The following is a 12,616-nucleotide window of genomic DNA, read 5'->3' as shown; positions in this document are numbered from 1 at the left end:
GCGATGGAAGAAGGTCTGCGCTTCGCAATCCGCGAAGGCGGCCGTACCGTCGGCGCCGGCGTGGTTGCCAAGATCATTGCCTAAGCAATAAAAGCAGTTTGTTGTACCGAGGAGGTGGTGCCAACCACCTCTTCAAAAACATTCCCATCATGTGCGCACATGATGTAGAATGCGCGATTCAGCTGAAGTCTTCGTAGGGGTGTAGCTCAATTGGCAGAGCGTCGGTCTCCAAAACCGAAGGTCGCGGGTTCGATTCCCTCCGCCCCTGCCACCGAATTCTGGTGCGCAGCACCGAAAGTAAAGAAGAATGTCTAATCAATCCGTGCAAACCGTTAGCACCTCGAATGACAAGTTTAAGGTGATCCTGGCGGTGGTTGCCGCGATTGCAGGCGTAATCGGGTTCTTTTACCTGAAAGGCCAAAACAAACCAGCCTTGGTCGCCGGCGGCGCCCTCTTGGCTGGTTTGGTTTTTGCCGGCCTGCTTTTGTGGACTTCCACTACCGGTCGCGAGTTCCTGAACTTCGCCAAAGAGTCCGTTCGCGAAACCAAGAAAGTCGTCTGGCCTACCCGTAAGGAAGCAACCACGATCACCATGATCGTGTTCGGCTTCGTGGTCGTGATGGCGATTTTCCTGTGGGGCACGGATAAGCTGTTGGAATTCCTGCTGTACGACCTGATCCTGGGGTGGAAACAATAATGAACGAAAATGTGCAAGACAACACGCCGGACGACGTTCCGGCGTCTGACGCTGGCGCACCGGCTCCGATGAGTGTCCCGGTCAGCAACAAGCGTTGGTACGTCGTTCATGTCTACTCGGGTATGGAAAAGAGCGTCATGCGCGCCCTGACCGAGCGTATCGAACGCGCCGGCATGAGCGAGCAGTTCGGCCAGATCCTGGTGCCGACCGAAGAAGTCGTGGAAGTCAAGAATGGCAGCAAATCGGTTACCGAGCGCCGCTTCTTCCCTGGCTACGTCCTGGTCGAGATGGAAATGACCGACGAGACCTGGCACCTGGTCAAGAACACGAGCAAGGTCACCGGCTTCATCGGCGGCAAATCGAACAAGCCGACCCCGATCCCAGCGCGCGAGATCGACAAGATCATGCAGCAGGTCCAGGAAGGCGTCGAAAAGCCACGGCCGAAAGTGCTGTACGAAGTGGGCGAGCAGGTCCGCATCAAGGAAGGCCCGTTCACCGACTTCAACGGCAACGTCGAGGAAGTCAACTACGAAAAATCGAAGGTGCGTGTGACAGTCACCATCTTCGGCCGCGCAACTCCGGTGGAACTGGAGTTCGGGCAGGTAGAAAAAGTTTAAAGCGCACTAATCGGGGCGTCGCAGCAGCTAGGCGGAATCCGGTAAGAGGAGCCCCGCCGCAGAGTAGTAGTGGTGGGGCGCTACTACTCAAAGCAACCAAGGAGCCATCATGGCCAAGAAGATTATTGGTTTTATCAAGCTGCAAGTGCCAGCTGGTAAAGCAAACCCATCCCCACCGATCGGCCCAGCACTGGGTCAGCGCGGCCTGAACATCATGGAATTCTGCAAGGCGTTCAACGCCCAGACCCAGGGTGTCGAGCCGGGCATGCCGATCCCTGTCGTGATCACCGCGTTCGCCGACAAGTCCTTCACCTTCGTGATGAAGACCCCACCGGCAACCTACCTGATCAAGAAAGCCGCCGGCATCACCAAGGGTTCGCCGAAGCCACATACCGACAAAGTCGGTACGCTGACCCGTGCCCAGGCTGAAGAAATCGCAAAAACCAAGCAGCCGGACCTGACCGCCGCCGACATGGACGCCGCAGTGCGTATCATCGCCGGCTCGGCACGTTCGATGGGCATCACGGTGGAGGGTCTGTAATGGCTAAGCTGTCCAAGCGCGTCAAAGAAATGAAAGCGAAAGTCGACCGTAACAAGGTCTACGCCTTCGACAACGCAGTGTCGATCGTCAAGGAATTCGCAACCGCCAAGTTCAACGAATCGATCGACGTCGCGATTCAACTGGGCGTGGATCCGAAGAAGTCGGACCAGGTCGTTCGTGGTTCGGTCGTCCTGCCAGCAGGCACCGGCAAGACCGTGCGCGTCGCTGTCTTCGCTTCGGGCGACAAGGCTGAAGCTGCACGTGCAGCCGGCGCCGACATCGTCGGTATGGAAGACCTGGCCGAGCGCGTCAAAGCCGGCGACATGCCTTTCGACATCGTCATCGCTTCGCCTGACACCATGCGTATCGTCGGTACCCTGGGCCAGATCCTGGGCCCACGCGGCCTGATGCCAAACCCGAAAGTCGGCACCGTCACCCCTGACGTCGCTGGCGCGGTCAAGAACGCCAAAGCCGGTCAGGTCCAGTACCGTACCGACAAGGCAGGTATCATCCACGCAACGATCGGCCGCAAGTCGTTCGCCGACGCCGACCTGCAAGCCAACCTGGCTGCACTGCTCGACGCGCTGAACAAGGCCAAGCCGGCCACCTCGAAGGGCGTGTACCTGCGCAAGGTCGCGATCTCGTCGACCATGGGCGCCGGCGTCCGTGTCGATCACGCTTCGATCGCCGCTTAAGCAATCAGAATCAAGTCCCCGCAAAACATCAGCGGGGCGCATCTTTGGGCTGTCGGAGCAAGAACACCGCTCCGGCAGGCAATCAAAGACCGTTGGGCCGATGGCAGAGGTTGAGCCGGAGGTTAATAGACCACCCAACGCAGATGGTGTACCCGAACAAGTTTTGTAGTCCATGCTGCGTGAATTCATCCGCGTTAGTTTGACTTCTTAACTTCGGACGCCGTGTTCGAACCGATGCAAGCGCTGTTGTTTGCATCATTTAAGGAGATTGACCGTGGGTCTTAATCTGAATGACAAAAAGGCAGTCGTCGAAGAAGTGAGCGCGAAAGTAGCAACCGCGCAAACCATCGTCGTAGCCGAGTACCGTGGCATCCAGGTTAGTCACTTGACGAAACTCCGTGCAGCCGCGCGTTCGCAGGGTGTGTACCTGCGTGTTCTGAAGAACACGCTGGCACGCCGCTCTGTCGAAGGCACGCAGTTTGCCCCTCTGGCTGACGCCATGACCGGTCCGCTGATCTACTCGATCTCGGACGACGCCGTTGCAGCAGCGAAAGTCATCAACGACTTCGCCAAAACCAACGACAAGCTGGTCGTGAAAGCCGGTAACTACGCAGGTAAGCAGCTCGACGTAGCTGGCGTTACCGCGTTGGCAAGCATCCCATCCCGTGAAGTCCTCATCTCGCAGCTGTTGGGCGTCATGCTGGCTCCGGTCTCGGGCTTTGCACGTGGTCTGGCTGCTCTGGCAGCGAAAAAAGGCGAAGGTTCGGAAGCTGCTCCTGCAGCCGAAGAAACCGCTGCAGCGTAAGCGCAGCCTTTTTTCTCAAGTACTAACTGAACTACACACAACATACATCTGGAGTTTCAAATGGCAATTAGCAAAGACGATATCCTGAACGCAGTGAGCGAAATGTCCGTCATGGACCTGAACGAACTGGTCAAGGCATTCGAAGAGAAGTTCGGCGTGTCGGCCGCTGCAATGGCAGCACCGGCAGCTGGCGGCGGCGCAGCTGCTGCAGCAGTCGAAGAGCAGACCGAATTCAACCTGGTCCTGACCGAAGTCGGCGCGAACAAAGTCGGCGTCATCAAGGCCGTGCGTGAAATCACCGGCCTGGGTCTGAAGGAAGCCAAAGACGTCGTCGACGGCGCACCGAAGACCGTGAAAGAAGCAATGCCGAAAGCTGACGCTGAAGCCGCTAAGAAGAAGCTGGAAGAAGCTGGCGCCAAGGCCGACCTGAAGTAATCAAAAGCAAAGGGCATCGCAAGGTGCCCCGAGCCGGAGTCAAAGCTTGCAGACCCCGCCGGAAGGTGGGGATGCGGCTTTGGCTCTTTTGTCGTCCCTGCGGCAAACGTAACACCAGAGCAGTACAGAAGCATCGCAATAATCGTAGCACAGCAGTCGCTAGTCCTTTTCATCTGACGGAACAGCAAGAGAATTGAGGCCTTGTATGTGGTCGCTCCACCACTGGCAATCTCTGAATTCTCATCCTTTCTGTCACTCACGGAGTGTCCATGCACTACTCATTTACTGAGAAGAAACGCATTCGCAAGTCGTTCGCGAAGCGCGCCAACGTTCACAACGTTCCATATCTTCTGGCTACCCAGCTTGAATCCTACGAGAACTTCCTGCAGGCGGACGCTGGTCCGACCGTCCGCAAGAACGAAGGCCTGCAGTCGGCTTTCAGCTCCATCTTCCCGATCGTGTCGCACAACGGCTTCGCTCGTCTCGAATTCCTCTCGTACGTGCTGGGCGACCCCGCATTCGACGTCAAGGAATGCCAGCAGCGCGGCCTGACCTTCGCTTCCCCGCTGCGCGCCAAGGTGCGTCTGGTGATCCTGGACAAGGAATCGCCAACCAAGCCGGTCGTCAAGGAAATGAAGGAACAGGAAGTCTACATGGGCGAACTGCCGCTCATGACCGCCAACGGTTCCTTCGTCATCAACGGCACCGAGCGTGTGATCGTCTCCCAGCTGCACCGTTCGCCGGGCGTGTTCTTCGAACACGACCGCGGCAAGACGCACTCGTCGGGCAAGCTGCTCTTCTCGGCACGTATCATTCCTTACCGCGGCTCGTGGCTGGACTTCGAGTTCGACCCGAAAGACATCCTGTTCTTCCGCGTCGACCGCCGCCGCAAGATGCCGGTGACGATCCTGCTGAAGGCCATTGGCATGACGCCGGAACAGATCCTGGCGAACTTCTTCGTGTTCGACAACTTCAACCTGCGCTCGGAAGGCGGCGAACTCGAGTTCGTCTCCGAACGCCTGCGCGGCGAAGTTGCGCGCTTCGACATCGTCGATCCGAAGACGGGCAAGACCATCGTGACGAAGGACAAGCGCATCAATGCCAAGCATGTGCGCGACATCGACGCCGCCGGCATCAAGACCATCTCGGTGCCTGAAGACTACCTGCTCGGCCGCGTGCTGGCGACCAACGTCGTCGACGGCGACACCGGCGAAATCATCGCCAACGCCAACGACGAGCTGACCGACGAGCTGCTCGGTAAACTGCGCGACGCCAACGTCGAAGCGATCCAGACCCTGTACACCAACGACCTGGACCAGGGCGGCTACATCTCGACCACCCTGCGCACCGACGACACCGCCGACCAGATGGCCGCGCGCGTGGCGATCTACCGCATGATGCGTCCTGGCGAACCGCCGACCGAAGAATCGGTCGAAGCCCTGTTCAACGGCCTGTTCTACAGCCCTGAGCGTTACGACCTGTCGGCCGTCGGCCGCATGAAGTTCAACCGCCGCATCGGCCGTGACGAACTGACCGGCGACATGACCCTGTCGAACGACGACATCCTGGCCGTGATCAAGATCCTGGTCGAGCTGCGCAATGGCCGCGGCGAAGTCGACGATATCGATCACCTGGGTAACCGCCGCGTGCGTTGCGTGGGCGAACTGGCCGAAAACCAGTTCCGCGCCGGCCTCGTGCGCGTGGAGCGCGCCGTCAAGGAACGCCTCGGCCAGGCCGAAGCGGACAACCTGATGCCGCACGACCTGATCAACAGCAAGCCGATCTCGGCCGCGATCCGCGAATTCTTCGGTTCGTCGCAGCTGTCGCAGTTCATGGACCAGACCAACCCGCTGTCGGAAATCACGCACAAGCGTCGCGTTTCCGCCCTCGGCCCTGGCGGCCTGACCCGCGAACGCGCCGGCTTCGAGGTGCGCGACGTGCACCCGACCCACTACGGCCGCGTCTGCCCGATCGAAACGCCTGAAGGCCCGAACATCGGCCTGATCAACTCGCTGGCTCTGTACGCCCGCCTGAACGAATACGGCTTCCTGGAAACCCCGTACCGCAAGGTCGAAGGTTCGAAGGTCACCGACAAGATCGACTACCTGTCCGCCATCGAAGAAGGCCGCTACATCATCGCCCAGGCGAATGCAGCGATCAACGCCGAAGGCCAGCTGGTCGACGAACTGGTCTCCGCTCGTGAAGCCGGCGAGACGATCCTGGTCTCCCCGGAACGCATCCAGTACATGGACGTGGCTCCTGGCCAGATCGTCTCGGTCGCAGCCTCGCTGATTCCGTTCCTCGAGCACGATGACGCGAACCGTGCACTGATGGGCGCCAACATGCAGCGCCAGGCCGTGCCTTGCCTGCGTCCTGAAAAGGCCGTGGTCGGTACCGGTATCGAGCGCACCGTCGCGGTCGACTCGGGCACCACCGTGCAAGCCGTGCGTGGCGGCGTCGTCGACTACATCGACGCGGGCCGTGTGGTTATTCGTGTCAACGACGACGAGGCGCAAGCCGGTGAAGTCGGTGTCGACATCTACAACCTGATCAAGTACACCCGTTCGAACCAGAACACCAACATCAACCAGCGTCCGATCGTGCAGGTTGGCGACCGCGTTGCCCGTGGCGACGTGATTGCCGACGGCGCATCGACCGACCTGGGCGAGCTGGCACTGGGCCAGAACATGCTGGTTGCGTTCATGCCGTGGAACGGCCTGAACTTCGAAGACTCGATCCTGATCTCGGAAAACGTCGTCAAGGACGACCGTTACACCTCGATCCACATCGAAGAGCTGTCGGTTGTTGCACGCGACACCAAGCTGGGCGCGGAAGAAATCACCCGCGACATCTCGAACCTGGCTGAAAACCAGCTGGCGCGTCTGGATGAGTCGGGCATCGTCTACATCGGCGCGGAAGTCACCGCTGGCGACGTGCTGGTCGGTAAGGTCACCCCGAAGGGCGAGACCCAGCTGACCCCGGAAGAGAAGCTGCTGCGCGCGATCTTCGGCGAAAAAGCGTCGGACGTGAAAGACACCTCGCTGCGCGTGCCTTCGGGCATGGTCGGCACCGTGATCGACGTGCAAGTGTTCACCCGCGAAGGCATCACCCGCGACAAGCGTGCACAGCAGATCATCGACGACGAGCTGAAGCGTTTCCGCCTGGACCTGAACGACCAGATGCGTATCGTGGAGGGCGACGCCTTCCAGCGTCTGGAGCGTATGCTGGTGGGTAAGGTCGTCAACGGCGGTCCGAAGAAGCTGGCGAAGGGCGCGGTCATCACGTCCGAATACCTGGCCGACCTGGACAAGTTCCACTGGTTCGACATCCGTCCTGCGGACGACGAATCGGCGAACGCCCTCGAAGCGATCAAGGAATCGATCAACGAGAAGCGTCACCAGTACGACCTGGCCTTCGAAGAGAAGCGCAAGAAGCTGACGCAAGGCGACGAGCTGCAGCCTGGCGTGCAGAAGATGGTCAAGGTCTACCTGGCCGTCAAGCGCCGCCTGCAGTCGGGCGACAAGATGGCAGGCCGTCACGGTAACAAGGGTGTGGTCTCGCGTATCGTTCCGGTCGAAGACATGCCGTTCATGGCCGACGGCCGTCCTGCGGACGTCGTGCTGAACCCGCTGGGCGTTCCGTCGCGTATGAACGTCGGCCAGATCCTGGAAACCCACCTCGGTTGGGCAGCCAAGGGCCTGGGCTGGCGCATCGGCGAAATGCTGGCTGCGCAAGCGAAGGCGCAAGACCTGCGTACCTTCCTGGGCAAGATCTACAACGAAACCGGCCGCAAGGAAGACCTGGACAGCTTCAGCGATGAAGAAATCCTGAGCCTGGCGCAAAACCTCAAGAACGGCGTGCCGTTCGCGACCCCGGTGTTCGACGGCGCCCACGAAGACGACATCCGCCGCATGCTGGACCTGGCGTTCCCGGACGACATCGCTGCCCACCTGGGCATGACGCCGTCGAAGAACCAGGTCACGATGTACGACGGCCGCACCGGCGAAGCGTTCGAGCGCAAGGTCACCGTTGGCTTCATGCACATGCTGAAGCTGCACCACCTGGTCGACGACAAGATGCACGCGCGTTCGACCGGTCCGTACTCGCTGGTGACGCAGCAGCCGCTGGGCGGTAAAGCCCAGTTCGGTGGCCAGCGCTTCGGTGAGATGGAGGTGTGGGCACTGGAAGCGTACGGCGCATCGTATGTGCTGCAGGAAATGCTGACGGTCAAGTCGGACGACGTGAATGGCCGTACCAAGGTGTACGAGAACCTGGTCAAGGGCGACCACGTGATCGACGCCGGCATGCCTGAATCGTTCAACGTGCTGGTCAAGGAAATCCGCTCGCTGGGTATCGATATCGACCTCGAGCGTAACTAAGAAGCAGGAGAGGGGAGGCAAGCAGGGCTTGCCTTTCGGACGGAAGCCCCAAAGTATTCCCGTTCCCCTTTCGAAATGCCGCTTGGTTTGGAACGTTGTTCAACAGCGTTCCGAAATAGAAATTTAGTCACCTCTGGAGTGATACATGAAAGCACTGCTCGATCTATTCAAGCAAGTACAGCAAAATGAAAGCTTCGACGCCATCAAGATTGGCCTGGCGTCGCCCGAAAAAATTCGTTCGTGGTCGTTCGGTGAAGTCAAGAAGCCCGAGACCATCAACTACCGTACCTTCAAGCCTGAGCGTGACGGCCTGTTCTGCGCCAAGATCTTTGGCCCGATCAAGGATTACGAATGCCTGTGCGGCAAGTACAAGCGCCTGAAGCACCGCGGCGTCATCTGCGAAAAGTGCGGCGTCGAAGTCACGCTCGCTAAAGTGCGCCGTGAGCGCATGGGCCACATCGAACTGGCCTCGCCAACCGCGCACATCTGGTTCCTGAAGTCGCTGCCGTCGCGCCTGGGCATGGTCCTGGACATGACGCTGCGCGATATCGAACGCGTCCTGTACTTCGAAGCATACGTCGTGACCGATCCTGGCATGACCCCGCTGAAGAAGTGCCAGATCATGTCGGAAGACGATTACGCCGCCAAGTACGAAGAGTACGGCGACGACTTCACCGCCTACATGGGCGCCGAAGGTATCCGTGAACTGCTGCGCTCGATCGACATCCACCGCGATGCCGAAGCCCTGCGCGTGGAACTGAAGGAATCGAAATCCGAAGCCAAGATCAAGAAATACGCCAAGCGCCTGAAAGTGCTCGAGGCGTTCCAGCGTTCGGGCATCAAGCCTGACTGGATGATCATGGAAGTGCTCCCGGTCCTGCCGCCGGAGCTGCGTCCGCTCGTCCCTCTGGACGGCGGCCGTTTCGCGACCTCCGACCTGAACGACCTGTATCGCCGCGTCATCAACCGTAATAACCGCCTGAAGCGCCTGATGGAACTGCGCGCGCCGGAAATCATTACGCGTAACGAAAAGCGCATGCTGCAGGAAGCGGTCGACTCGCTGCTGGACAACGGCCGTCGCGGCAAAGCGATGACCGGCGCCAACAAGCGTCCGCTGAAGTCGCTGGCCGAAATGATCAAGGGTAAGGGCGGCCGTTTCCGTCAGAACCTGCTGGGCAAGCGCGTCGACTACTCGGGCCGCTCGGTCATCGTGGTCGGTCCGCAGCTGAAACTGCACCAGTGCGGCCTGCCGAAGCTGATGGCCCTGGAACTGTTCAAGCCATTCATCTTCAACAAGCTCGAACTGATGGGTCTGGCTACGACCATCAAGGCGGCGAAGAAGCTGGTCGAAATCCAGGAACCGGTGGTCTGGGACATCCTGGAAGACGTGATCAAAGAACACCCGGTCATGCTGAACCGTGCACCAACCCTGCACCGTCTCGGTATCCAGGCGTTCGAGCCGGTCCTGATCGAAGGCAAAGCGATCCAGCTGCACCCGCTGGTCTGCGCGGCGTTCAACGCCGACTTCGACGGTGACCAGATGGCAGTCCACGTCCCGCTGTCGATCGAAGCGCAGATGGAAGCGCGTACCCTGATGCTGGCGTCGAACAACATCCTGTTCCCGTCGAACGGCGAACCGTCGATCGTGCCGTCGCAGGATATCGTGCTGGGTCTGTACTACGCGACCCGCGAAGCGATCAACGCCAAGGGCGAAGGCATGCTGTTCCCGGACGTGTCGGAAGTCATCCGCGCGTACGACAACAAGGAAGTCGAACTGGCGACCCGCATCACCGTGCGTATCGTCGAGTACCCACGTGTTGCCGGCAGCGACGAGTTCCAGCGCACCGTGACCCGTTACGAGACGACTGTCGGCCGCGCCATCCTGTCCGAGATCCTGCCGAAAGGCCTGCCGTTCTCCGTGCTGAACCGCGCGCTGAAGAAGAAGGAAATCTCGAAGCTGATCAACACGTCGTTCCGCAAGTGCGGCCTGCGTGCGACCGTCGTGTTTGCCGACAAGCTGATGCAGTCGGGCTTCCGCCTGGCAACGCGCGCCGGTATCTCGATCGCCGTCGACGACATGCTGATCCCGGACGTCAAGAAGGGCATGATCGCGACCGCCGAAGCGGAAGTGAAGCAGATCGAGCAGCAGTACGCTTCGGGTCTGGTCACCGCCGGCGAGCGTTACAACAAGGTCGTCGACATCTGGGGCAAGACCTCCGATGAAGTCGGCAAGGCGATGATGGACCAGCTGAAAGTGGAACCGGTCACCAAGCGTGACGGCACCGAAGGCACCCAGGAATCGTTCAACGCGATTTACATGATGGCCGACTCGGGCGCCCGTGGTTCGGCAGCCCAGATTCGCCAGCTGGCCGGTATGCGTGGTCTGATGGCGAAGCCGGACGGCTCGATTATCGAAACGCCGATTACCGCGAACTTCCGCGAAGGCCTGAACGTGTTGCAGTACTTCATCTCGACGCACGGCGCCCGTAAGGGTCTGGCCGACACCGCGCTGAAGACCGCGAACTCCGGTTACCTGACCCGCCGTCTGGTCGACGTGACGCAGGATCTGGTCGTGATCGAGGACGATTGCGGCACCACCAACGGCACGCACATGAAGGCGATGGTCGAAGGCGGTGAAGTCATCGAGCCGCTGCGCGACCGTATCCTCGGCCGCGTCGCCGGTACCGACATCGTCAATCCGGAAACGCAGGCGACCCTGTACGAAGCCGGCACGCTGCTGGACGAAGACATGGTCGAAGAGATCGAGCGCGTCGGTATCGACGAAGTCAAGGTCCGCACCCCGCTGAACTGCGACACGCGCTACGGCCTGTGCGCCAAGTGCTACGGCCGTGACCTCGGCCGCGGCCTGCTGGTCAACAGCGGCGAAGCAGTCGGCGTCGTTGCAGCACAGTCGATCGGTGAGCCGGGTACCCAGCTGACCATGCGTACCTTCCACATCGGTGGTGCGGCATCGCGTGCGGCAGTGGCCTCGTCGGTCGAAGCCAAGTCGAACGGCACGGTCCGCTTCACCGCGACCATGCGTTACGTCACCAACGGCAAGGGCGCGCAAATCGTCATCTCGCGTTCGGGCGAAGTCCTGATCACGGACGACCACGGCCGCGAGCGCGAGCGCCACAAGGTGCCGTACGGCGCGACCCTGATCGTCAAGGACGGCATGCAGGTGAAAGCCGGCACCGCCCTGGCAACCTGGGATCCGCTGACCCGTCCGATCATTACCGAGTACGCCGGTACGATCCGCTTCGAGAACGTGGAAGAGGGCGTCACCGTCGCTCGCCAGGTCGACGAAGTGACCGGTCTGTCGACCCTGGTCGCGATCGATCCGAAGCGCCGCGGTTCGGGCAAAGTGCTGCGTCCGCAGGTCAAACTGCTGAACGACGAGAACCAGGAAGTCAAGATCGCCGGCACCGAACACGCCGTGACGATCGGCTTCCAGGTCGGCTCGCTGATCATGGTCAAGGACGGTCAGCAAGTCTCGGTGGGTGAAGTGCTGGCACGTATCCCGACCGAATCGCAGAAGACCCGTGACATTACCGGTGGTCTGCCGCGCGTTGCCGAACTGTTCGAAGCACGTTCGCCGAAAGACGCGGGCATGCTGGCGGAAGTCACCGGTACGGTGGCCTTCGGTAAGGAAACGAAGGGCAAGCAGCGTCTGGAAATCACGGACATGGACGGCAACAAGCACGAGTTCCTGATCACCAAGGACAAGCAAGTGCTGGTGCACGACGGCCAAGTCGTGAACAAGGGCGAGATGATCGTGGACGGCCCGGCCGATCCGCAAGACATCCTGCGCCTGCTGGGTATCGAGGCGCTGGCCCGCTACATCGTGGACGAAGTGCAGGACGTCTACCGTCTGCAGGGCGTGAAGATCAACGACAAGCACATCGAAGTGATTGTTCGTCAGATGCTGCGCCGCGTGCAGATCGTGGAAGCCGGCGACACCGACTACATCGTCGGCGAGCAGGTGGAGCGTTCGGAGCTGCTGGAAGAGAACGACCGTATGGAAGCTGCAGGCAAACTGCCGGCGACCTACGAAAACGTGCTGCTGGGTATTACCAAGGCATCGCTGTCGACCGACTCCTTCATCTCGGCTGCATCGTTCCAGGAAACCACCCGCGTCCTCACCGAAGCGGCGATCATGGGCAAGCGCGACGGTCTGCGCGGCCTGAAGGAAAACGTCATCGTCGGCCGCCTGATCCCAGGCGGTACTGGTCTGGCGTTCCACCGCGCCCGCAAGGAGAAGGAAGTGTGGGAAGCGGAAGAGCGTCAGGCGCTGCTGCAGCAGGAGAAGGCCAATATGGCTGCTGAGCTGCAGGCGATGGAAGACCAGGCTCAAGCTCAGACCACCGAGCATCATGGCGATGCCGAGTAATCGGTAAGCCAGGCTGGAAGTAGAACGGCACCCTCAGGGGTGCCGTTTTTTTTTGCT

General features: G+C 60.3%; 9 protein-coding genes and 1 tRNA gene. All 10 read left to right on the top strand.

Features of this window, described 5'->3' with window-relative positions:
• A partial coding sequence (locus ACFPQ5_RS20320) for an EF-Tu C-terminal domain-related protein (protein WP_465263137.1) occupies positions 1-84 on the top strand: 84 nt, incomplete at its 5' end.
• Between the two features lie 111 nt (positions 85-195).
• Positions 196-271: transfer RNA gene (locus tag ACFPQ5_RS20315), tRNA-Trp, on the top strand.
• A 36-nt stretch (positions 272-307) separates the two neighbouring features.
• A complete protein-coding gene (secE, locus tag ACFPQ5_RS20310) occupies positions 308-697 on the top strand; it encodes a preprotein translocase subunit SecE (protein WP_379760032.1) in 390 nt (129 codons plus the stop codon).
• Entirely contained in the window at positions 697-1,314 is a 618-nt protein-coding gene (nusG, locus tag ACFPQ5_RS20305; RefSeq protein ID WP_379760030.1) for a transcription termination/antitermination protein NusG, read from the top strand. The genes secE and nusG overlap by 1 nt, the downstream gene beginning before the upstream one ends.
• A 109-nt stretch (positions 1,315-1,423) precedes the next feature.
• Positions 1,424-1,855, top strand: coding sequence for a 50S ribosomal protein L11 (gene rplK, locus ACFPQ5_RS20300; protein ID WP_056342788.1), 432 nt, complete (start codon positions 1,424-1,426; stop codon positions 1,853-1,855).
• Positions 1,855-2,550: a 50S ribosomal protein L1 gene (gene rplA / locus ACFPQ5_RS20295; RefSeq protein ID WP_379760027.1), complete on the top strand. Its 696-nt coding sequence runs from the start codon at positions 1,855-1,857 to the stop codon at positions 2,548-2,550. Before rplK ends, rplA begins: the two co-directional genes overlap by 1 nt.
• A 274-nt stretch (positions 2,551-2,824) precedes the next feature.
• Positions 2,825-3,355 carry a 50S ribosomal protein L10 gene (rplJ, locus tag ACFPQ5_RS20290; protein ID WP_136222033.1) on the top strand — a complete coding sequence of 177 codons (531 nt, stop codon included), beginning with the start codon at positions 2,825-2,827 and terminating at the stop codon, positions 3,353-3,355.
• Positions 3,356-3,415: 60 nt separating this feature from the next.
• Complete coding sequence (gene rplL, locus ACFPQ5_RS20285) at positions 3,416-3,790, top strand: 50S ribosomal protein L7/L12 (RefSeq protein ID WP_379760025.1); 375 nt, start codon at positions 3,416-3,418, stop codon at positions 3,788-3,790.
• A gap of 269 nt (positions 3,791-4,059) precedes the next feature.
• Positions 4,060-8,169 carry a DNA-directed RNA polymerase subunit beta gene (gene rpoB / locus ACFPQ5_RS20280; RefSeq protein WP_379760023.1) on the top strand — a complete coding sequence of 1,370 codons (4,110 nt, stop codon included), beginning with the start codon at positions 4,060-4,062 and terminating at the stop codon, positions 8,167-8,169.
• Between the two features lie 145 nt (positions 8,170-8,314).
• The gene (rpoC, locus tag ACFPQ5_RS20275) at positions 8,315-12,559 is read left to right on the top strand and encodes a DNA-directed RNA polymerase subunit beta' (protein ID WP_379760021.1); all 4,245 of its coding nucleotides are present in this window, start codon (positions 8,315-8,317) and stop codon (positions 12,557-12,559) included.
• Positions 12,560-12,616 lie beyond the last annotated feature (57 nt).

It is taken from the genome of Massilia suwonensis (assembly GCF_042655665.1).
In the GTDB taxonomy this organism is placed as follows: Bacteria; Pseudomonadota; Gammaproteobacteria; order Burkholderiales; family Burkholderiaceae_D; genus Telluria; species Telluria suwonensis.
The sequence above is the reverse complement of the archived record's forward strand: the minus strand, read 5'-3'. Positions and strand labels throughout refer to the sequence as shown.